This window comes from Billgrantia bachuensis (assembly GCF_011742165.1).
GTDB classification, from domain to species: Bacteria; Pseudomonadota; Gammaproteobacteria; order Pseudomonadales; family Halomonadaceae; genus Halomonas; species Halomonas bachuensis.
In genome coordinates, this window is the sequence record NZ_JAAQTO010000047.1 from 34924 (window position 1) to 56963 (window position 22040).

The window sequence follows — 22040 nt, forward strand, 5'->3', positions numbered from 1 at the left end:
GAGGAGGCTTTCCATGCGACACGTTACATCCGCCGCCCTGATGCTGGGCGCTTCGGCCATGCTGGCGCTGCCTGCCGCCATTGCCGCCGAACGCGTTCAGGTCGTCACCAGCTTCAGCATCCTGGCCGACATGGTGCAGAACGTGGGCGGCGAGCATGTGGAGGTCACCTCGCTGGTCGGCCCCGACAGCGATACCCATGTCTTCTCCCCCAGCCCGCGTGAGGCGCGCTCGCTCGCCGAGGCCGACCTGGTGGTGTTCAACGGCCTTATGTTCGAGGGCTGGATGGAGCGGCTGATCGATTCCAGCGACTACAGTGGCCCGCTGGTGACGGCCAGCGACGGCATCGACAAGCTCGACTACCACGGCCAGGACAACGCGCATGCTCACGGTCACGACGACCATGAAGATGACCACGACGACTATGGGCATGAAGACCATGGGCATGACGATCACAGACACGATGATCATGACGATCACGGCCAGGAAGAGGCGGCTGGCCACGACGATCACGACCATGGCGACGACGACCCGCACGGTTGGCAGGACCTGGCCATGGGCAAGGTCTACGTGGGCAACATTCGCGATGGCCTGATCGAGGCGGACCCGGACAACGAGGCCGCCTACCGGGAGAACGCCGAGCGCTACATCAACGAGCTGGAAGCCACCGACACCGAGATTCGCGAGCTTCTGGGCGAAGTGCCGCCTTCCACCAGCGTGATCACCGGCCACGACTCCTTCGGCTATTTTTCCAATGCCTACGGCATTCGCTTCCTCTCGCCGGTGGGGCTCTCCACCGAGGCCGAACCCAGCGCCGCCGACATGGCGCAGCTGATCGACGTGATTCGCGAGCAGAACGTACGCGCCCTGTTCCACGAGAACATGACCAGCCCGGCGGTGATCAACCAGCTCGCCGAGGAGACCGGCCTGCCCATCGCCGGCACGCTCTATGCCGATGCCCTGGCGACCGAAGGCGAGGCCAGCACCTACCTGGGCATGATGCGCCACAACGCCCAGGTACTGCACGATGCCCTGGCCGAGCCGGGCCACGACGACCATGGTCTCGATGGCGATGACCATGACGATCACGGCCATGACGACCACGATCACGATCACTAGTAACCTTCCTGCATGACGAAAAAGGCGCCACCTGCATGGGGCGCCTTTTTTGTTGCCTCGAACGGGCCCCATGCGCAAACACCAGGAAGCGCGACTAAGCTGGTAGGCCTCTCATCGCAATCGCCCCAACCCTGACAGAACAAACAGAAGGGAGGAAGCAGCATGCATGACGATACCCAGCACGACCTCGGGGAGGTGGCTCACCCACTGACGCGCCGTTCATTCCTCGGCGTGGCGGCGGCGGCAAGTGCAACGATGGCGCTCAAGCCTGGGCAGTTATTCGCTCAGGAGCGACCCTGGGACGGCTCTCTCGTGTCCTACCCCGACCCAGCCATCGAGGTCATCGACGAACGTTTCGGCGCCTACCGCCTGGCCAATGCGGCGGTCGAGCGCCTGGCTACAGGTTTTCGCTGGGCGGAGGGGCCGGTCTATTTCGGCGACGGCGGCTTTCTCGTCTGGAGCGACATCCCCAACAACCGGCAGATGCGCTGGCTCGAGGATACCGGCGATGTGAGCGTCTTCCGCCAGGCCTCAAACTACTCCAACGGCAACACGCGGGATCGCGAGGGGCGGCTGCTGTCCTGCGAGCACGACACGCGCCGCGTGACCCGCACCGAGCATGACGGCACCATCACCGTGCTGGCCGACGAGTTCGAGGGCAAGCCGCTCAATGCTCCCAACGACGTCATCGTGCACCCCGACGGTGGCATCTGGTTCACCGACCCGGGCTACGGCATCCTGATGCACTACGAGGGGCATATCGCCGACTTCGAGCTGCCCGAAGCCGTCTATCGCATCGATCCTGGCAGCGGCCGGTTAGAGAAGATGGCCGAAGTCTTGAAGCCCAACGGCATCGCCTTTTCGCCCGACTACTCCCGCCTGTACGTATCCGATACGGGTGGCACCCACACCCCCGGCCATCCCCACCAGATCCTGGTCTGGGACGTCGTGGACGACGGTACCCGCCTGGCCAACGAGCGCCAGTTCGCCGAGGTCGGGCCGGGCTTCATCGACGGCATGGCCGCAGACATGGACGGCAACCTCTGGTGCGGGGCGGTCTTCGGCGGCCTGTTCGATGCCGAGGACCACGATGGCGTCCACATCTATGCCGACGACGGCACACTGATCGGCAAGATTCACTTGCCGGAACCCTGCGCCAATGTCTGCTTCGGCGGCCGCAGGCGCAACCGTCTGTTCATGACCGCCAGCCAGTCGCTCTATGCCGTCTACGTCGAGACCCAGGGGGTCGCGGTCTGGGCCGGCAACACGTAGCCCCTTCCGCTAGAGGACGCCATACATGAGCGGAGGGAGCAGCCCTCCGCTCTTTTCGGCACTCTTCCTTCCATTCCTTCTTCCCGTTCTTCCTTAGCGCTCCTGCTTTACCTCTCCCTGACACTCGCCTGGCACGATCCGCCACCGCTCCGATCAGGCCCATTTGCCGGCCGCCCCAAAAGACGCCTCACCGACCTCTTTTTACCTCACGACTCGAGCCCTACCCACTTCGCGGCAACGAAAGAATGGCACGAAATGCAAAAATTGTGGCGCGATGGGTAAACCTGACGAATCGCTTTCTTCCTACCATGAACGCACGTGCCAAGGGCCAGCAGGCCTCTCACAGGCGGCCCACACCCTTTGCACAAAAGTTCACCAAACCATACACAGGCTTATCCACAACCTGAGCCGAACGCTACAACAACAGCTACAAGAACAAAGGCCACACAATGACAACGACACGCCGCTTCGCCCTGGGTGCGCTTGCCGCTTCCATTCTGTTCGTCGGCCAGACCGCGCAGGCCGAGATCACCGACAACGAGATCCGCATCGGTTATCTGGCCGACATGTCGGGCCCCTACCGCGACCCCATCGGCCCCATGGGGCTGGATGCCATCCAGATGGCCATCGAGGATGTCGGCGGCAGCGTGGCCGGCGCCAGCATCGAAGTCTTCAGTGCCGACGACCGCAACAGCCCCGACGTGGGTTCGAGCGTAGTGCGCGAGTGGATCGACCAACGCAACGTCGACATGGTCACCGGCCTGGTTGCCTCGTCGGTCACGCTGGCCGCCGTTCAATTGCTGGAAGAGGCGAACCGCCTGGGGCTGGTCAACGGCGCCGTCTCCTCCGGCGTGACCAACGAGAGCTGCTCGCCCAACCATATTCACTGGGTCTACGACACCTGGGCGATGTCCAACGGCACCGCCAAGGCGATCACCCAGGAGGGCCACAAGAACTGGTACCTGCTGAGTGCCGACTACTCTTTCGGCCATGCCCTGGAAGGCGACGTGGAGCGGGTGGTCAGCGAGAACGGCGGTACCGTGGTGGGCAAGGCGCGCCATCCCTTCCCCAGCAGCGACTTCTCCTCGTTCCTGCTGCAGGCCCAGGCCTCCGGGGCCGACGTGATCGCGCTCAACAATGCCGGCGCCGACACCATCAACGCCATTACCACCGCAGGAGAATTCGGCATCACCCAGGCCGGGCAGGTGCTGGCCGGCATGGTGCTGTTCAGCACCGACGTGCGCAGCATCGGCCTCGAGGCAGCCCAAGGGCTGCAGTTCACCAAGGCCTGGTACTACGACCTCAACGACGAGACCCGCGCCTGGGCCGAGCGCTTCCGCGAGCGCACCGGCAGCATGCCGACCATGGTTCACGCCGGGCTCTACTCCAGCACCCTGCACTATCTCCAGGCGGTAGATGCCGTCGGCACCGACGAGGCCCAGGCCGTGCGCCGCCAGATGGCCGATACGCCGATCAACGACATCTTTGCCACCAATGGCTACATCCGCGAGGACGGCCGCATGGTCCATGACATGTACCTGGTCGAGGTGAAGACGCCCGAGGAGTCGCAGAACGAGGATGACCTGTTCCGCGTGGTGCGCACCATTCCCGCCGAGGAGGCGTTCCGCCCGCTGTCGGAGAGCCAGTGTCACCTGGTCGACAACACCTGAGCGTTTCGTTCACGACCCATGAACAAGCACAAGAGGACCGTCATGAGCCATACAGTCGAGAATGCTCACAGCAGGATCCAGCAGAACACCATCGGCGCCGCGCTCAGCCGCAGCGCGCGCAAGCACCGCGACAGGCTGGCGCTGGCCTTCGAGGGCCGGCGCTGGAACTACACGGAACTGAACCGGGCGGTTAACCGGGTCGCCAACCGCCTGCTGGCGGCGGGCCTGGCCCCGGGCGACCGCCTGGCCGCCTACGGCAAGAATTCCGACGCCTACGTGATCGCCTGGTTGGCCTGCACCCGCGCCGGCCTGGTGCACGTGCCGATCAACTTCGCCCTGAGCGCCGACGAGCTGCGCTATATCCTCGAGCAGTCCGGCGCCGCCGGGCTGTTGAGCGATACGAGCCTGGCCGAAAACGTGGCCAGGGCCAGCGAAGGCCTCCCCCTCACGCTCGCCGGCACCCTGCACGCCGAAACGCAGGCGGGCTTCGACGTGCTGCAGGTGGCTCTCGACGAAGCCAGCGACGACAGTGAACCGAACGTGGCCGTCGCAGCCGACAGCCTGGCCCAGCTGCTCTACACCTCGGGCACCACGGCGGCGCCCAAGGCGGCGATGATGACCCACCAGGCGCTGCTCGCCGAGTACATGGCCTGCATGGTGGAGCTCGACATCAAGGACGACGAGCCGATGCTGGCTGCCCTGCCGCTCTACCACTCGGCGCAAATGCACGTGTTCCTGATGCCGGCGCTGCTGCTCGGTGCGCCCGTGCACCTGCGCATGGCGCCGCTGCCCGACGACTGCCTGGGCCAGATCGCAAGCCAGGGCATCGCCTCGTTCTTCGCCCCGCCCACGGTGTGGATCGGCCTGCTGCGCCACCCCGACTTCGATGCCTTCGACCTCTCCACGCTGAAGAAGGCCTACTACGGCGCCTCGATCATGCCGGTGCCGGTACTGGAAGAGCTGCAGCAGCGCCTGCCAGGCGTGGGGCTCTACAACTGCTACGGCCAGAGCGAGATCGCGCCTCTGGCCACGGTGCTGCGCCCCGAGGAGCACGCCGAGCGCCCGGCGTCGGCGGGCCGCCCCATTCTCACGGTGGAGACGCGTATCGTCGACCTGGAGATGAACGACGTGCCGCCCGGCGAGCATGGCGAGATCGTGCACCGCTCGCCGCAGCTGCTCACCGGCTACTGGGACAAGCCCGACATGACCGAGGAGGCCTTCGCCGGCGGCTGGTTCCACTCCGGCGACGTGGGCTACTTCGACGAGGCGGGCTATCTCTACGTGGTCGACCGCATCAAGGACGTGATCAATACCGGCGGCGTGGTGGTGGCCAGCCGTGAGGTCGAGGAGGGACTGTTCAAGCATCCCGCCGTCTCCGAGGTGGCCGTGATCGGCCTGCCCGATGCGAAGTGGATCGAGGCGATCACCGCCGTGGTGGTACCCCGCGAAGGCATGGAGGTGAGCGAGGAGGAGCTGATCGCCCACGCCAAGGACCACATGGCGCCCTACAAGGTGCCCAAGCGAATCCTGTTCGCCGAGGCCCTGCCCAAGAGCACCGCCGGCAAGATTCTCAAGCGCCACCTGCGCAAGGACCTGAGCTGACCCATGACTGAAACGCAAGACGACCTGACGCCGCTGTTCCACGACACCATTCGCCGCTTTCTCGAGCAGGAGGTGGCGCCTCACTACGAGGCGTGGGAAGCCGCCGGCGAGATGCCGCGTTCGCTGTGGCAGAAGCTCGGCGAGGCCGGCCTGCTGGGTATCGACCTACCCGAAGAGATGGGCGGCAGCGGCGCCGACTTCGCCATCGTCCAGCTGGCGCTGGAGGAGATCTCGCGTCAGGGCTTCGGCGGGTTGGCCAGCGCCTACAACATTCACGCCAACATCGTCATGCCCTACCTGCTGCACATCGCCACGCCGACGCAGCGCGAGCGCTGGCTGCCGGCCATGGCCCGCGGCGAGGCGGTCGGCGCCATCGCCATGACCGAGCCCGGCGCGGGCAGCGACCTGGCGGCGATGAAGACCCGCGCCAGCCGCACCGACGACGGCTGGCGGCTCGACGGCAGCAAGCTGTTCATCACCAACGGCCAGGTGGCCGACCTGGTCATCGTCTGCGCCAAGACCGACCCCGGCGCCGGCGCCCGCGGCGTGTCGCTGTTCCTGGTCGACACCGCGCTTGCCGGCTTCTCCCGCGGCCAGCCGATCAAGAAGATCGGCCAGCACGCCAGCGACACCGCCGAGCTGTTCTTCGACGACCTGCGCCTGCCCGAGAATGCCCTGCTCGGCGAGGAAGGCTCGGGCTTTGCCTACCTGATGCAGGAGCTGCCCCGCGAGCGCCTCGGCGTGGCGGCCCAGGCGCTGGGCGCCATGGAAGGGGCGCTGGCGCTGACCCTCGACTACGTGCGCGAGCGTCGCGCCTTTGGCCGCGCCGTGGGCGACTTTCAGAACACCCGCTTCACCCTGGCCGAGGTGCGCGCCCAGATCGACATGGGCCGCGCCTACTTCGAGCAGTGCGTGGCCAAGTACCGCCAGGGGGAGATGAACGCCACCGACGCCGCCATTCTCAAGCTGCAGCTCAGCGAGATGCAGTGCCGCACCATCGACGCCTGCCTGCAGCTGTTCGGCGGCTATGGTTACACCCGTGAATACCCGATTTCGCGCTTCTACCTGGATGCCCGCGTGCAGACGCTCTACGCCGGCACCTCGGAAATCATGAAGGAAGTGATCGCCCGCTCGCTGCTCGGCAAGAGCACGGTGGCCTGAGCGCTTCGACAAGATCTGAACGATAGACAGGAGAGACAAGATGCGGCTCGATTCCGTAGTCATTCTCGGCAGTGCCCGCACCGCCATCGGCAGCTTCGGCGGCAGCCTGGCCGGGCTCGCCCCGCATGAGCTGGGCACCGCTACCGCCCGCGAGGCGCTGGTCCGCGCCGGCGTCGAGGCCGGAGAGGTCGATCACGCCGTATACGGGCATATCATCACCACCGGACCGCAGGACGCCTATCTGGCCCGCCACATCGCGCTGGAAACCGGCGTGCCCGAGGGCGCGGCGGCGTTCAATGTCAACCGCTTGTGCGGTTCCGGGGTGCAGGCGATCCTCTCCGCCGCCCAGCAGATCGTGCTCGGCGACAGCCGCCTGGCGCTGGCCGGCGGCGCCGAATCGATGAGCCGCGGCGCCTATCTGCTGCCGCCCCAGGCGCGCAACGGGCTACGCATGGGCCACGCCAGCGTCACCGACCTGACCCTGGGCGTGCTCAGCGACCCCTTCGGCAGCGGCCACATGGGCGTGACCGCCGAGAACATCGCCAAGCGCTGCGGGCTCGGCCGCAAGGAGATCGACCGCTTCGCCCTGGAAAGCCACCGCAAGGCCGCCCGCGCCATTGCCGAGGGTCGCTTCGACGGGCAGATCGTGCCGGTCACCGTGCGCGAGGGCAAGAACGAGCGCCAGTTCGACCGCGACGAGCACGTGCGCGACGGTGTGACGCTGGAGGATCTCGCCCGGCTCAAACCCGCCTTCGCCAAGGAGGGCGTGGTCACCGCCGGCAACGCCTCGGGCATCAACGACGGCGCCGCCACGCTGGTGCTGGCCCACGCCGACGAGGCCGACCGCCGCGGCCTCGCGCCCCGCGCCCGACTGATCGCCGCCAGCACCGCCGGGGTCGAACCCAGCGTGATGGGCCTGGGGCCGATTCCCGCCGTGCGCCGCTGCCTCGAAGAGGCCGGACTCTCCATCGCCGACATCGACGTGATCGAGTCCAACGAGGCCTTCGCCGCCCAGGCCATGGCGGTGGCCCAGGAGCTCGATTTCCCCGCCGAGCGCCTCAATCCCAACGGCGGCGCCGTGGCGCTGGGGCATCCCGTCGGTGCCACCGGCGCGATCCTCACGATCAAGGCGCTGGCCGAACTGGAGCGCACCGGCGGCCGCTACGGGCTGATCACCCTGTGCATCGGCGGCGGCCAAGGCATCGCCCGGTTGATCGAGCGTTGCTGATCAGGCCATCGGTTGCGGCGCCCGCCGATAGGCGGCGGGCGAGTTGCCCGTCCAGCACTTGAAGGCGCGGCTGAAGCAGGCCAGGTCCGTGAAGCCCAGCTCGTCGGCAATCGCCGGCAGCGGCCGTTCGGAGCGGGTCAGCGCCTGGATGGCGAAGTCGCGCCGGAATTCGTCCTTCACCGCCTGGAAATGCGTGCCCTCGTCGGCCAGCCGACGCGCCAGGGTGCGCACCGACATGTGCAGCGCGCGTGCCACGTCGTGCACCGAGCCCGAAGTGGCCAGGTGCCGCGTGAGGTGCTCGCGCACCCGGTGCGACACCAGCCGATCGGCGAAGGAGACGTAGAACCAGTCGGCCGGCGCGCGGCGCAGGAAGGCGCCAAGGTGCTGTTTGGTCTGACGGATCGGTTGCTCGAGCAGGGCAGCGTCGAAGTAGATGGCGGTTTGAGGCCGCTCGAAGCTCACCTTGCCGGGATAGAAATAGAGGTAATCGGCGCTGTGCGCCGGCTGCGCATAGGCGCACTCCATCATTAGCGGCGGGATCTTGCGCGCGATCATCCACGAACTGATGCCGTGAAACAGCTTGAGCATCAGCTCGTGAACGAGAATGCGGCTGCCCGTCGGCGGCCGATATTCCACCAGCGCCACCCGCGCCAGGCCGTTCTCGACGCTGTACTCATAGCCGAAGTCGTCCAGCACGATGCGGAAGAACAGCGTGTAGCGATGCAGCGCCACCTTGAGCGTCGGCGCTTCCAGCACGCTCAGGCACAGCAGCTTCAGCGTACCCCCGCGCAGCGGCCTGGCGAAGAAGCCCGGCGTCTCGTCGTCGTGCTCGTTGACCAGCAGGCGGTAGAGCGTGGCGAACTGCTCCACGGTCACCCGCCCGTGAGGGGCGCTGAGTAGAAACGGCGATATCCCGGCGCGAGCAAGATACGCCTCGCGAGCCGCTTCGCTCTTGGGCACGCCGCGGAACAGCTCGTTGACGAAATGCATGGATACCGTGACGGACACGCCCCTCTCCCTTGGTTCGCCTGGCAGAACCGATCATGCCGACATGGTAAGTTACCTGCAGCCTTGGCCAGTTACTCTGCGACCATGGCATCATCGCCGCGACATCGACGGGAGCCGCCATGCTCGAATTCAACCAGGTGCACAAGGCCTATGCCACGCCCCAAGGGCCGCTCGAGGTGCTCACTGCCGTTGACCTCGAGCTGCGCCCCGGCGGGAGCCTGGCGCTGATGGGCGAGTCCGGCAGCGGCAAATCGACCCTGCTGCACCTGGCGGCGGGGCTCGACCTGCCGGATAGCGGCGAAGTGGTCGTCGCCGGCCGTTCGGTCTCTACGCTGGACGAGCCGGACCGCGCCCGGCTGCGCCGCGAGACCCTGGGGCTGGTGTTCCAGCAGTTCCACCTGGTGCCGAGCCTGAACGTAATCGACAACCTGCGCCTGCAGGCGCGGCTGGCCAAGCGTGAAACGCCGGAGTGGTCGGCGCATCTCATGGAGCGCCTGGGCCTTGCCGGTCTGGAACGACGCTACCCCGAGCAGCTTTCGGGCGGCCAGCAGCAGCGCCTGGCCATCGGCCGCGCGCTGGCGCCACGCCCCGCCCTGCTGCTGGCCGACGAGCCCACCGGCAATCTCGACGAAACCACCGCCGGCGAAGTGCTGGAGCTGCTGCTGGACCTGGTTCGCGAGGCCGGCAGTGCCCTGCTGATGGTGACCCACAGTCTCCGGGTGGCGGCCCCGCTGGACCGCTGCCTGCGGCTGACCCATGGCCGGCTCGAGCCGCCTTCCGGAGCGGAAGCGAGCCACCGCTGATGCTGACCGCCCTGGCGACACTGCTCTCGCACTACAAGCGCCACCCCGGCCAGCTCGCCATGCTGCTGCTGGGGCTGTGGGTGGCCGGTGCGCTGTGGAGCGGCGTACAGGCGATCAATGCCTCGGCCCGCGACAGCTACGCCCGCGCCGAGGCGCTGTTCAGCACCGGGCTCGACCGCCTGGAATACCGCGACGGCGAGCCACTGACCCGTGAGGATTTCGTGCGCCTGCGCCGCGCCGGCCTGCCCGTCTCGCCACTGCTCGAAGGCACGCTGGAAGCGCCCGACGGCACCGAGCTGCGCGTGATCGGTATCGACCCCTTCACCCTGCCCGGCGACAGTGCCTTCGCCGCCGCCTCGAGCCAGGGCGAGCTGACCGACTTTCTCACCCCGCCGTGGCAGACCCGCATCGCCCCGGATACCCTGCCTGCGCTGGGCGTGAACGCCCGCGAGGCCCCCGGCGCCGAGCCGCGCCTGGCCGCAGGCCGGCTGCCGCCGCTGGTGCTCTCCCCCATGCTGCCCCCGGGCACCCTGGTGATGGACATCGCCGCCGCCGCGGTGCTGCTCGACAGCGGCGAGCAGCTGTCGCGATTGGTTACTGCTCCCGAAGTGCTCGAACGCGCCCCCGAGGGGCTGGTGCTGACCCGGGCGGCGACGCTGGTCTCGCCCGGCCAGCTCACCGAGAGCTTCCACCTCAATCTCACCGCCATGGCGCTGCTTGCACTGGTGGTGGGGCTGTTCATCGTTCAGGCGGCATTGGGCCTGGCGCTGGAGCAGCGCCTGGGCATGCTGCGCACGCTGCGCGCGCTCGGCGTGTCGGGGCGCGGCCTGGTCGGGCTGCTCGCGCTGGAACTTGTGCTGCTGGGTGTCATCGGCGCCCTGGCCGGCATCGTCAGCGGCGTGTGGCTGGCCCGTGTGCTGCTGCCCGACGTGGCCGCCACCCTGGGCAGCCTGTATGGCGCCGATGTAGCGGTCACGCTCAACCTGCCTTGGCACTACTGGTTCGGCGGGCTCGGCGTCACCCTGGGCGGGCTGTTATTGGCCGGTAGCGGTGTACTGTGGCGAGCCGCCAGGCTGAGCGTGCTGGGCCTGGGCCAGGCCCAGGCCTGGCGCGCCGGCTTCTACCGCCAGCTGCGCGGCATGAGCCTGGCAGGAGGCGGCGTTGCGGCAGTCGGGCTCGTGCTGTGGGCGTGGATAGTACGTCAGCCGCCCGGCGAAGGGCTGCTGGCCGGCTTCGGCCTGATTGCCGCGCTGCTGCTGGCCAGTGCCCTGCTGCTGCCCCCGACGATCGCCCTGATCCTGGCCGGGCTCGGCCAGCTGGTACGGCGCCGGCCACTGGGGCAGTGGGCGCTGGCCGACCTGCAGCTGCAGCTGCCGCAGCTGGCATTGGCGATGATGGCGCTGCTGATCGCGCTCTCCGCCAACCTGGGCGTGAGCAGCATGGTGGGCGGTTTTCGCCTCACCTTCCTCGACTGGCTCGACCAGCGCCTGGTGGCGGACTACTACCTGCGCCCGGCCCCCGAGCAGTTCGATGCGGTACAGTCCTGGCTGGCCGAGCGTCCCGAGGTCGCCGAACTGCTGCCGACCCGCCATGCCGAGGCCACCCTGCTCGAGATCGAGAGCCCCGACGGATTGCGCGTGCCGCAGCTCCCGGTCGGCCTCTACGGCATCACCCCCGGCGAGATGCTGATCCCGAGCTGGCCGCTGCTCTCGACCCAGGCCGGTCGCGACGCCGCCTGGCAGTCGTTCGCCGCGGGCGAGGCGTTCGTCAACGAGCAGTTGGCCATCGACCAGAACCTGGCACCGGGCGACCGCCTGACGCTGACGGCCCCGAGCGGTCGGGAAACGCTGACGATTGCAGCCATCTACCCCGACTACGGCAACACCCGCGGCGAGGTGCTGCTGGCCACGCCGCAGTTGGCCGAACGCTTCGCCGCCACGCCCAGCTCGATCGGCATCGTACTCACCCTGGGTGCCGACGAGGTCGGGTTGCGCGACGCGCTGCGCCAGCGTTTCGAACTAGGCAGCGACGCGCTGGTGGATCAGCGAGAGGTGAAGCGGGTCTCCGTCGAGATCTTCGAACGCACCTTTACCATCACCCGGGCGCTCAGTGTGCTGACCCTGGCCGTGGCCGCCCTGGCCCTGCTCGCGAGCCTGCTGGCCCAGGCGCGGGAGCGCCGTCGCCAGCTCGCCCCGTTATGGGCGCTAGGCGTGCCGCGCGCCCGGCTGGTGACGGTACAGCTGGCACAGCTCGGCGGTATGGCGCTGGCCGTCGGCGCTCTCGCCGTGCCGCTGGGCAGCCTGCTCGCGCTGGGGCTGGTGGCGGTGATCAATGTCGCCGCCTTCGGCTGGCGCCTGCCGCTGCACGTCTTTCCCGGCGACATCGGCCTGACCCTGACGACCGCCGGCGCAGTGGCGCTGCTTGCCGCGGCGCTACCCGCGGCCCGCCTGTGGCGCACGCCGCCCCGCGCCCTGCTGGCCGAGGAGGGCGGCACATGAGGCCTTGGTTGGCTGTCGCGCTCCTGCTGCTGACGTTGGCCGGCTGCGGCGAGGAAACGCCATCCGGCGAACCCGCCGGCTTCGCCGGCCTGGGCGAGGCGGCCGGCAGCTTCGCCCAGGCCGGCCCGGACATTACACTGCGCTTCCCCGAGGATCACGCCGCCCACCCGGACTATCGCATCGAATGGTGGTACCTCACCGCCAACCTCGAGGACGAACACGGCGAGCCGCTGGGTCTGCAGTGGACCCTATTCCGCCAGGCGCTCACTCCTCCTGACCAGCAACCCGAGCCTACTCCATGGGCCTCCGATCAGCTGTGGATGGCACACATGGCGGTCTCCCGGGGCGATACCCATCGGGTGGCCGAGCGCTTCGCTCGCAGCCATAGCGCCAGCGACAGTAGCCAGGCGGGAGTGGTCGCCGAGCCGTTCGCGGCCTGGATCGACCACTGGCAGCTGGCCAGCCATGAAGAAACATCTGACGAAACATCAGGCGAAGCAAGCAAGACCGACACCTTCGCCGAGCTGCAGCTGACAGCTCACCAGGACGACGAACACGGTGGCTTCGGTTATGACCTGACGCTGACCGCCGAGGGGCCGCTGGTACTGCACGGCGAGGCCGGCTTCAGCCAGAAGGCCGCCGACGGCCAAGGCTCGTTCTACTACAGCCAGCCGTTCTGGCGCATCGAAGGCGAGGTGACGCTGGATGGCGAGACGCGCATGGTGAGCGGGCGCGGCTGGCTCGATCGCGAATGGAGCAGCCAACTGCTCGACGAACGCCAGCAGGGCTGGGACTGGTTCTCGCTGCATCTGGAGAGCGGTCACAAGCTGATGGCCTTCCAACTGCGCGGCGGCGGCGAGGACGGTGGCAACTACCGCTCGGGCACCTGGATCTCACCCGAAGGCGAGCCCACCGCACTGGCGCCGGACGCAATCGGCATGACACCGCTCGGCACCCGACGCGTGGCGGGGCGTGAAATACCCAACCGCTGGCGCCTGGAGGTTCCCGGCGCCGGACTCGATTTGGTCGTCGAGGCGCCCCATGCCGAGCGCTGGATGGATACCAGCGTGCCCTACTGGGAGGGTGAAGTGGTCGCACGCGATGCCGATAGCGGTGAAGATAAGGGCATCGGCTATCTGGAAATGACGGGTTACTGACGCTGCGCGAGGAGGGACCATGAACCTGCTGGACGCCATGACCGCCTACGTGCGCGTCGCCGAACTCGGCAGCTATACCCGAGCGGCGGAGACGCTGGACCTGTCGCGCACGCGGATTTCGCGGCTGATCATGGAGCTCGAGAGCCACCTGGGCGTGCGTCTGTTGCAGCGTACCACCCGGCGCCTGCATCTCACCGAGGCTGGCGAGAGCTACCTGGCTCGTGCCCAGGGCATCCTGCAGGCGCTGGAAGAGGCCGAAGCCGAGCTGGGCGCCGGCAGCACCGAGGTGTGCGGCCGGCTGCGGGTCAACGGCCCGATGTCCTTCGGCATGCGCTTTCTCTCCCCTGTCATTGCCCGCTTCATGCTCGAGCATCCTGCCCTGGAGGTACGCCTCGACCTCAACGATCGGCGGGTGGACCTATTGGAGGAAGGCTACGACCTGGCGATCCGCATCGGCAGCCTGCCCGATTCCAGCCTGGTGGCACGTCGCCTGGCGCGCTGCCGCATGATACCGTGCGCCTCGCCCGAGTACCTGGCACGCTTCGGCGAGCCGCGCACACTGGCCGAACTGGCCGAGCACCGCTGCCTGCGCTATCGCACGGCCAGCGGCACCGACTGGCAGTTCGGCAGTCAGCGCCTGACGGTCAATGGCCCGCTGGAGAGCAACAACGGCGACGTGCTGACCCAGGCCGCCGAGGCCGGGCTGGGCATCGCCCACCAGCCGAGCTTCCTGATCCACGAAAGCATCAGGAGCGGGCGCCTGGTGCCGTTGCTGATCGAAGAAGCCAGCGTGACCATCGGCATTCACGGCGTCTACCCCGCGCGGCGCCACCTGCCGGCCAAGGTCGAACGCCTGCTCGACTTCCTGGCCGAGGCCTGGGGGGATCCTCCCGAATGGGAGCGGGAGATGGGATTGTCGCCTCTCACGCAATGATGTTGTTCGTCGGGCGACGATTATCTCGGCACGCGCGCGGCGTAGAGTGAAGGCATCCCTGACAACAACGGAGCCCTTCCCATGCAAACACAAGCCACTCAAGCCAGCCCCGCGCTGGCCAGCGCCTCACAGAGCCAATCCCTCCAGGCCCATGCCACCGCCCTGCTGCGCGTGTCGCTCGGCGTCATGGCCCTGGCCCACGGCCTGCTCAAGGTCTTTGTCTTCACCGTGCCCGGCACCGTCGGCTACTTCGAGTCGATCGGCCTGCCCGGCTTCATCGCCTACCTGACCATCCTGGCCGAAGTCGGCGGCGGCCTGGCCCTGCTGCTCGGTGTCTACACCCGCTGGGTGAGCCTGGCATTGATTCCGGTACTGCTCGGCGCCGCCTGGGTGCATGCCGGCAACGGCTGGGTCTTCTCCAACCCGGGCGGCGGCTGGGAGTACCCGGTGTTCTGGGCCGTGACCCTGCTGGTGCAGGCCGGCCTGGGTAGCGGTAGCCTCGTGCTCAGCCGTCGCTTCGCCTGAGCGGCATTCGCCCCGCCGTCCTCCGCCCCCTATCATTCACAAGATGGCGTCGCCCCGCGGCGCCATACGTCGAGGAGCATCGCCATGTCGCCCAGCCTGTTCATTTCCCACGGCTCGCCCATGCTGGCCCTCACCCCGGGGCCGGCACACGACTTCCTGCGCCAGCTCGGCCGAACGCTCTCGCCCAAGGCCATCGTCGTGGTCTCGGCCCACTGGGCCAACGAGCGCCTGCTGGTGAGCACCAGCGCACACCCCGAGACCATCCACGACTTCGGCGGCTTCCCCCGCGCGCTTTTCGAGTGCCAGTACCCGGCACCGGGCGAGCCTGAGCTGGCATTGCGTCTGGCCCGCCAGCTCAACGCCGTGCCGATGGAGCGTGGCCTGGACCACGGCGCCTGGGTGCCGCTGTCGCTGATGTTTCCCGCCGCCGACGTGCCGGTGGTGTCGCTGTCGCTGCCGGTTACCTGGTCGAACCAGGCCTTGATAGAGCTGGGGGAGAAGCTGTCGAAGCTGCGTGAAGAGGGCGTGCTGATCGTTGGCTCGGGCAGCCTGACGCATAACCTCGCCGAGATGCAGGCAGAGGGCACGCCGATGCCGGCCTGGGTCGGCGAGTTCAGCGACTGGATACACGAGAAGCTGACGAACGGTGAGCGCAGCGCCCTGCTCAAGTGGGAAACCGCCCCGCAGGCGCGGCGCAACCACCCCACGCCCGAGCACTTCCAGCCGCTGCTGGTGGCGCTGGGCGCGGGCGGCGAGGCCAGCCGCCTTCACCACAGCGTGGAGCACGGCGTGCTGGCGATGGACCTCTACGCCTTCGCCTGAGGACGCCCGGCGGTCAGTCGCCCAATTGTGCCAGGCGGTCGGCCTGGACCACCTCGATCCAGTAGCCGTCCACGTCCTTGACGAACACCACGTTCTTCATCTTGCCCTGGTCGGAGCGCTTGACGAAGGTGACGTCGTTGGCGTCGAACCACGCCTCGGCGGCCTCGAGGTCCGGCACCGAGAAGCAGATGTGGCCGAAGCCCTGGGGCTCGGCGTTGCCGTCATGGTAGGCGAAGTCGTCCTGGCTCTCGGTGCCCCAGTTGTGGGTCAGCTCCAGCAGTCCCTTCTGGCGGAAGGTCCAGACCGTGCGCTCGCCCTCGTCCTCGGGCGCCTGCTCGCTCGCACCCAGCTTGGCCAGGAAATAGAGCGAGAAGCCCAGCTCTTCGAAATCGAGCCGGCGCAGGACCTGCATGCCGAACACTCGGGTATAGAAGGCCAGCGCCTTCTCCGGGTCCTTGACCCGCAGCATGGTGTGGTTGAGGCGAAAGCCCTGCGATTCCGCCGTTGGCGCCTTCACGCCGGGGTGCTGCTCTCCCTTGAAGCTCATGACTCTCTCCTTTGCGATGCATTCGGTAGCGACGATGATGCTTACCGCTTCGACGTTTTTCCAGCCGCGAGCGGCTGCCATGCCCCTCCGGTTCACGCTAAAGTAGGGAAAGTATCGATTCACGAGGACCGCCGATGCCGACCTCACCCCTCACTGCACCGAGGCCAAGGCATTACGCCGCCGGGCGTTGGCTGTGCCGCTTGGTTGGCCTGTTGGCGCTGACGCTGATGGCCGGCTGCGCCAGCCGCGACCTGGCGACCCATGATCCAGGCCCCGGCTCGGAGGGCCTCTCCATCGAGCGGGCACTGATCCTGGCCAGTGCGAAGAGTGCGCTGGGCACGCCCTATCGCTATGGCGGCAATACCCCGGCGGGGCTCGACTGCTCGGGGCTGGTGGAGATGGCCTACGGCGCGGCGGGCATCCGGGTGCCGCGCACCGCCGACGCGCAGTACCGCGCCCTGCCCACCGTGAAGCAGGCCCAGCCCGGCGATCTGCTGTTCTTCGGCGACCGGCGCAAGGCCACCCATGTGGGTATCTATCGCGGCAACGGCCAGATGATTCATGCCCCCGGCAGTGGCCGCAAGGTCACCAGTGTGCCGCTGCATATCGACTACTGGCAGGAGCGCTTTCTGGGCGCCGCCGGCCTAGCGCCCTGACGACGCGTCTAGTGGCGGGTATGATCGGGGCATGATCCATTCCCTTGCGGTGAGATACATGCGCCTAGATCTTTCCCTCTATCTGGTAACCGACCCTGAACTCTGCGTCCGCCATGGCCTGGTGGAAACCGTGGTGGCCGCGGTGCGCGGCGGTGTGACTATCGTGCAGCTGCGCGACAAGCAGGCCTCAGACGACGAACTGATCGACCAGGCGCGGCGCCTCAAGGCGGCGCTGGCCGGCAGCGGCGTGCCACTGATCATCAACGATCGCCTGGCGGTGGCGGTGGCGAGCGGCGCCGATGGGCTGCATATCGGCCAGGACGACGGCGACGTGGCCGCGGCCCGGGCCGAGCTGGGCGAGGGCGCGATTCTCGGCCTCTCGGTGCAGAACCACGACCAGCTCGCCCGACTCGACCCGGATGCGCTGGACTACCTCGGCCTGGGCCCGGTGTTCGCCACCTCGACCAAGCGCAACCACGCCACGCCGCTGGGCTTCGATGGCCTGGCATCATTGGTGGCGGCCAGCCCCCTGCCGGCGGTGGCCATCGGCGGTCTCAAGGCCGAGCATGCGCGCCGGGTACGCGCGACCGGAGCGAAGGGGCCGGCGGTGGTATCGGGGATCTGCGGCCAGCCGGATCCGGAAGCCGCCGCCCGGGCGTTCTTCGAGGATTGAAAGACATGGGAATGGCGGACAGACGCGTGGCGGAAGAACCGGCACTCAGGAGCTGCGGCTCTCCTGCTCACGCGTAAAGCGCTGCATGATGTCCAGGGTTTCCTGGCTGACGTGGTGCTCCATGCCTTCGGCATCGATGCGCGCGATACGGTCGCTGACGCCGAGGGCACGCAGGAACTGCAACACGATGGCGTGTCGCTGGTTCGACATGGCCGCCATCGCTTCCCCTTTCTCGGTCAGGAACAGCGAGCGATAGGGCTTGCTGGAGACCAACCCCAGTGACTTCAGCCGGGTCACCGTTTTCGACACCGTGGCCTGGCTGACCCCCATGCGGGCGGCGATATCCGTCGAGCGCGCCTCGCCCTGATGCTCCAACAGGTCGGCGATCAGCTCCACGTAGTCCTCGAGAAGCTCGGTTTCATGGGCATTGCGCACGGCAGCGTACTGCTGCGCATGCTGGTCGCTGGGCGGCAGGGCATCCGCCTGGCTAAGGCGATCCGGCGTTACTTCGTTCGGGGAATCGGTCATCGCGCCAATATAGCCAAAGTGCTCATAGGGCAGCAACCGTGCACCGATAGAGATTTCCTACTACCCTACAAGTTAACCTTGGCTAAAATACTAGCTGTGCACTTAGAAACTCACTGTAACGAAACAACCTACATACAACGGCCCTGACGTCAGAGGAGAGTGACCGATGCCGGTTCCCAAGGGACTGATGCTGCTCAGCGCCCTCGCGCTAGCCCTGCCGACCATCACCCATGCCGAGGAGTCTCCGCTCAGGGTGGCGGCCACCTTTTCCGTGCTGGGGGACCTGGTGCGCGAGGTCGCGGGCGATGACGCCGAGGTGGAGATACTGACCCCCGTCGGCGCGGAAGTGCACGAGTGGGAGCTGGTGCCGAGCAACTTCATCGCGCTCGAGAAGGCCGATGTAGTGTTCTACAACGGCTATGGCCTCGAGCAGTGGATCGGCCAGGTCGAATCCACGGTGGGTGACGGCGTGCCGCTGGTCGCCCTGGCCGAAGAGAGCGGCTACGCCACCCAGCCGATCGCCACCGGCGACTTCGCCGGCGAGTCCGACCCGCACATGTGGATGGACCCGCGCGCCGCTGCCGAATACGCCCGGGTGATCGCCGAAACCCTTGCCGAGGCCAGGCCGGACGCTGCCGAGGCTTTCCAGGAGCGCGCCGAGGCGCTGGAGGAGTCGCTGCACGCCCTGCACGACGAACTTACTCAGACCCTCGCCGACCTTCCCCAGGAGCAGCGCCTGCTCATCACCAGCGAAGCGGCCTTCCTCTACTTCGCCGACGCCTTCGGTTTCGAGCACGACGGCATCTGGGGCAACAATGCCGAGCAGGAGGGCTCGCCGAATCAGGTCATGCGCATCGTCGACAAGATCGAGGAGCGCCAGCCGGCCGCCATCTTCTGGGAGAGCACCATTTCCGATCGCCACGTGCGCAGCGTTGCCAGCGAGACCCAGGTTGAGATCGCCGGCCCGCTCTACGTCGATTCCCTCAGCGAGCCGGACGGTGAGGCACCGGACTATGCCGGCATGCTGCGTCACAACGTCCAGCTACTGCTCGACAACCTGGGAGGTGAACATGATTGACCCCGTTCCGGCGTTGCAGGCGCGTCGGCTCTGCGCGGCCTACCACCAGCAGACCGTGCTCGAGGACATCACCCTGTCGCTGCCCCAAGGGCAGTGGACGGCCATTGTCGGCCCCAACGGCGCCGGCAAGTCGAGCCTGCTCAACCTGGTGATCGGCAGCCTTGCGCCGCTGCGTGGCGAACTGCGGATTCTCGGCAAGAGCCCCGCCTCTCAGCGCCGGGCCGGCAACATCGCCTACATGGCCCAGCAGGAGCACATGGAGTGGGACTTCCCTATTTCGGTACGCGACACGGTGCTGACCGGCCGCTACGGCCTGATGCGCCATGACCCGCTGTGGCAGCGCCTGGTGCCCCGGCACTGGGCCAACCCCAGCCATCGGCAGGCCGTTGAGGCCGCCCTGGAGGCCGTGGACATGGCGGATTACGCTGCACGCCCCATCGGGGCGCTGTCCGGCGGGCAGAAGAAGCGCGTGATGCTGGCGCGCGCCCTGGCCCAGCAGGCCAGGATTCTGCTGCTCGACGAGCCTCTGGCGGGCGTGGACCCGCCCAGCGAGGCGTTGATTCTCGCCACCCTCGAACGCGAGCGCAGCGCCGGGCGCACCGTCATCATGGTGACCCATGACATGCCGAGCGCACGCGTCCATGCCGACAATGTGCTACTGATCAACCGTACGCTGGTCGGCATGGGCACGCCGGACGAGATGCTCAGCGACGCCATGCTGGCACGCCTGGCGGTAGGAGCGCCCGAAGCCAGGCATGGAGGCACCCGTGTCGCAGCTTGAGCCTTTCGCTTTGGGCGTGATCGATGCCCTGACCGCGCTGCTGATGATGGCGGTCAACCTGCTGCCGGAGAACCTGGCCGCCCCCTTCGAATACCGCTTCATGCAGCGCGCCCTGCTCACCTCGGTACTGGTGGGAGCGATCTGCGGGCTACTCTCCTGCTATGTGGTGCTCAAGCGCTGGTCGCTGCTGGGTGATGCCATCTCCCATGCGGTGCTGCCCGGCGTGGCCGTCGCCTACCTGCTGGGCTGGCCGTTCTTCATCGGCGCTTTCGTCACCGGTGCGCTGACCTCGCTGGGCATCGGTGCCATCGAGCGCCATACCCGCATCAAGTCGGATGCGGCCATGGGGCTGATGTTTACGGCCGCTTTTGCGCTGGGCATCGTGATCATCAGCAAGATCGCCACCAGCACCCACCTGATGCATATCCTGTTCGGCAACGTGCTGGGCGTGAAGACCTCGGCGCTGCTGCTGACCCTACTGGCCAGCCTGGTGGCACTGCTGGCGATCTGGCTGGCCTATCGCCCGCTGCTGCTCTATACCTTCGACCCACAGCAGGCCCAGGCGCTGGGGTTCAATACCGGCGCCATCCACTACGGGCTGATCATGCTGCTGACGCTGACCATCGTCGCCAGCCTTGAAACAGTGGGCATCATCCTGGTGGTGGCGATGCTGATCACCCCCGGCGCCACGGCGCACCTGCTCACCGACCGCTTCACCACCATGCTGGCCATTTCGGTTGCCGTCGGCGTGACCTCCGCCGTGGTGGGGCTGATGCTCTCGGTGTCGCTGGATGTCGCCTCGGGCGGCACCATCGTGCTGGTGGCCTCGAGCCTGTTCCTCGTCGCCCTGCTGGCCGCCCCCAGGCATGGGCTGGTGGCCCGCCATTGGCGGCGCTGGCGGCTCAACGCTCAGGCATGATTAGGCTTAGTAAGAAAACTAGGAGGTCGGGCGGCGCTTCAGGGTCGTCCGACGATCGTGATAGGCGATCGCCAGGCCGCTGCCGATGATCAGCGTACTGCCGACGAAGACCCATACGTCGGGCATCTCGCCCCAGAACCACCAGCCCAGCAGCACCGCCCACAGCATGGCGGTGTAGTCGAAAGGCGCTGCGATGGCCGCCGGCGCATGACGAAAGGCTAGGGTGATGAAAGCCGTGGCCCCAACCCCGATGATTCCCGCCCCGAGGAAACCCAACCAATGCCAGGGGTGGGGGTTTTGCCATACCCACGGCAGCGTCACGGCGGTCAGCAGCATCGGTACCAGCGTCATGTAGAAGACCATCGCCCAGAGATGCTCGCGTGCACCGTAACGCCGCGCAGTGATCATCATCAGCGCATAGAAGACGGCCGCCGCCAACAGCGACAGCGCCCCGGGATGAAAGGCGTCGCCGCCGGGGCGCACCACCACCAGTACCCCCACGAAGCCCAGCACGGACGCCGCCAGCACCGGGGGATCGATCTTCTCGCCCAGCAGCGGTACCGACAGCAGCGTGACGAACAGCGGGGCGACGAAGGCGATCGCCGTGGCCTCGGCCAGGGGCAGCAGCGTCAGGCCGAGCACGAAGAAGAACATGGTGCCGGTGTAGATCAGGCCACGTACCAGATGCACCACGGGGCGACGGGTTCGCAGCTTGGTGAGCCCTCCACCGAAGTGGGCCAGCAGCGCGATCAGCGGCAGCGAGACCAGGGTACGGAAGAAGATGATCTGCAGCGGCGAATGCACCTCGCCCAGCCACTTGGCGATGGCGTCGCCGATGGCGAGGCACAGCACACCGGCACACATGTACAAAATGCCCCGCAACGACGGCGACATACCTACCTCCCTGCTGGCCTGCACCTTATCGGTGCAAGAAATCGACACCCTAACATAGCGGACTCAGGGGGCCCGGGCCATGGCAATAACGCTCCCGCTGAGTTTCAGGAGCGACCAGCACCAGGCCTGGCACAGGGTTGAAGGGAAGGAGTAAGGTACAAACTGTG

21 protein-coding genes are annotated in these 22040 nt (G+C 67.3%); 17 read left to right on the plus strand and 4 right to left on the minus strand.

Translation table 11 applies throughout. From position 1 onward, the window contains the following. The first annotated feature begins 13 nt into the window (after positions 1-13). From HBJ55_RS16480 to bktB, 6 genes are all read left to right on the plus strand, one after another. The gene (locus tag HBJ55_RS16480; RefSeq protein WP_167117397.1) at positions 14-1117 is read left to right on the plus strand and encodes a metal ABC transporter solute-binding protein, Zn/Mn family; all 1104 of its coding nucleotides are present in this window, start codon (positions 14-16) and stop codon (positions 1115-1117) included. Between the two features lie 162 nt (positions 1118-1279). Then, positions 1280-2389 (plus strand): SMP-30/gluconolactonase/LRE family protein, encoded by a 1110-nt coding sequence (locus tag HBJ55_RS16485; RefSeq protein ID WP_206022715.1) that lies wholly within the window; start codon positions 1280-1282, stop codon positions 2387-2389. Between the two features lie 449 nt (positions 2390-2838). Beyond that, on the plus strand, positions 2839-4059 hold the full coding sequence (locus HBJ55_RS16490; protein WP_167117399.1) for an ABC transporter substrate-binding protein: 1221 nt from the start codon (positions 2839-2841) through the stop codon (positions 4057-4059). A 42-nt stretch (positions 4060-4101) separates the two neighbouring features. Continuing rightward, positions 4102-5661: a fatty acyl-CoA synthetase gene (locus HBJ55_RS16495; RefSeq protein WP_167117401.1), complete on the plus strand. Its 1560-nt coding sequence runs from the start codon at positions 4102-4104 to the stop codon at positions 5659-5661. Between the two features lie 3 nt (positions 5662-5664). Then, complete coding sequence (locus tag HBJ55_RS16500) at positions 5665-6822, plus strand: acyl-CoA dehydrogenase family protein (protein WP_167117403.1); 1158 nt, start codon at positions 5665-5667, stop codon at positions 6820-6822. Positions 6823-6862: 40 nt separating this feature from the next. Continuing rightward, entirely contained in the window at positions 6863-8050 is a 1188-nt protein-coding gene (gene bktB, locus HBJ55_RS16505) for a beta-ketothiolase BktB (protein ID WP_167117405.1), read from the plus strand. Here the strand turns inward: bktB and HBJ55_RS16510 are convergent, their stop codons facing one another. Then, positions 8051-9058 carry an AraC family transcriptional regulator ligand-binding domain-containing protein gene (locus HBJ55_RS16510; RefSeq protein WP_167117407.1) on the minus strand — a complete coding sequence of 336 codons (1008 nt, stop codon included), beginning with the start codon at positions 9056-9058 and terminating at the stop codon, positions 8051-8053. Between the two features lie 119 nt (positions 9059-9177). Between HBJ55_RS16510 and HBJ55_RS16515 the strand changes: the two genes are divergently transcribed. The 6 genes from HBJ55_RS16515 to HBJ55_RS16540 all read left to right on the plus strand — a co-directional run bounded on the left by HBJ55_RS16515 (position 9178) and on the right by HBJ55_RS16540 (position 15797). Then, positions 9178-9861, plus strand: a complete 684-nt coding sequence (locus HBJ55_RS16515) for an ABC transporter ATP-binding protein (protein ID WP_167117410.1) — start codon at positions 9178-9180, stop codon at positions 9859-9861. After that, positions 9861-12359: an FtsX-like permease family protein gene (locus tag HBJ55_RS16520; protein ID WP_167117413.1), complete on the plus strand. Its 2499-nt coding sequence runs from the start codon at positions 9861-9863 to the stop codon at positions 12357-12359. Before HBJ55_RS16515 ends, HBJ55_RS16520 begins: the two co-directional genes overlap by 1 nt. Continuing rightward, positions 12356-13516, plus strand: a complete 1161-nt coding sequence (locus tag HBJ55_RS16525) for a lipocalin-like domain-containing protein (RefSeq protein WP_167117416.1) — start codon at positions 12356-12358, stop codon at positions 13514-13516. Before HBJ55_RS16520 ends, HBJ55_RS16525 begins: the two co-directional genes overlap by 4 nt. Positions 13517-13535: 19 nt before the next feature. Then, complete coding sequence (locus HBJ55_RS16530; protein WP_167117419.1) at positions 13536-14450, plus strand: LysR family transcriptional regulator; 915 nt, start codon at positions 13536-13538, stop codon at positions 14448-14450. Between the two features lie 81 nt (positions 14451-14531). Further along, entirely contained in the window at positions 14532-14975 is a 444-nt protein-coding gene (locus HBJ55_RS16535; RefSeq protein ID WP_167117422.1) for a DoxX family protein, read from the plus strand. 84 nt (positions 14976-15059) lie between these two features. Beyond that, positions 15060-15797, plus strand: a complete 738-nt coding sequence (locus HBJ55_RS16540; RefSeq protein ID WP_167117425.1) for a DODA-type extradiol aromatic ring-opening family dioxygenase — start codon at positions 15060-15062, stop codon at positions 15795-15797. Between the two features lie 13 nt (positions 15798-15810). Here the strand turns inward: HBJ55_RS16540 and gloA are convergent, their stop codons facing one another. Beyond that, the gene (gene gloA / locus HBJ55_RS16545) at positions 15811-16344 is read right to left on the minus strand and encodes a lactoylglutathione lyase (protein ID WP_167117427.1); all 534 of its coding nucleotides are present in this window, start codon (positions 16342-16344) and stop codon (positions 15811-15813) included. A 134-nt stretch (positions 16345-16478) separates the two neighbouring features. Between gloA and HBJ55_RS16550 the strand changes: the two genes are divergently transcribed. Next, complete coding sequence (locus tag HBJ55_RS16550) at positions 16479-17000, plus strand: C40 family peptidase (RefSeq protein ID WP_167117429.1); 522 nt, start codon at positions 16479-16481, stop codon at positions 16998-17000. Between the two features lie 58 nt (positions 17001-17058). Beyond that, positions 17059-17673 carry a thiamine phosphate synthase gene (thiE, locus tag HBJ55_RS16555; RefSeq protein ID WP_167117431.1) on the plus strand — a complete coding sequence of 205 codons (615 nt, stop codon included), beginning with the start codon at positions 17059-17061 and terminating at the stop codon, positions 17671-17673. Between the two features lie 45 nt (positions 17674-17718). Here thiE and mntR read toward each other — a convergent pair whose 3' ends face one another. Next, entirely contained in the window at positions 17719-18201 is a 483-nt protein-coding gene (mntR, locus tag HBJ55_RS16560) for a manganese-binding transcriptional regulator MntR (RefSeq protein WP_167117433.1), read from the minus strand. A 166-nt stretch (positions 18202-18367) separates the two neighbouring features. On the opposite strand from mntR, the gene HBJ55_RS16565 reads away from it, so the two are divergent. From HBJ55_RS16565 to HBJ55_RS16575, 3 genes are read left to right on the plus strand one after another with little or no spacing between them, the layout of a single operon-like run. Continuing rightward, complete coding sequence (locus tag HBJ55_RS16565; protein ID WP_167117436.1) at positions 18368-19279, plus strand: metal ABC transporter solute-binding protein, Zn/Mn family; 912 nt, start codon at positions 18368-18370, stop codon at positions 19277-19279. Continuing rightward, positions 19272-20060: a metal ABC transporter ATP-binding protein gene (locus tag HBJ55_RS16570; RefSeq protein WP_167117439.1), complete on the plus strand. Its 789-nt coding sequence runs from the start codon at positions 19272-19274 to the stop codon at positions 20058-20060. The genes HBJ55_RS16565 and HBJ55_RS16570 overlap by 8 nt, the downstream gene beginning before the upstream one ends. 43 nt (positions 20061-20103) lie before the next feature. After that, positions 20104-20979, plus strand: coding sequence for a metal ABC transporter permease (locus HBJ55_RS16575; RefSeq protein ID WP_240936164.1), 876 nt, complete (start codon positions 20104-20106; stop codon positions 20977-20979). Between the two features lie 18 nt (positions 20980-20997). Here HBJ55_RS16575 and HBJ55_RS16580 read toward each other — a convergent pair whose 3' ends face one another. Beyond that, on the minus strand, positions 20998-21873 hold the full coding sequence (locus HBJ55_RS16580) for a DMT family transporter (protein ID WP_167117446.1): 876 nt from the start codon (positions 21871-21873) through the stop codon (positions 20998-21000). Positions 21874-22040: the final 167 nt, after the last annotated feature.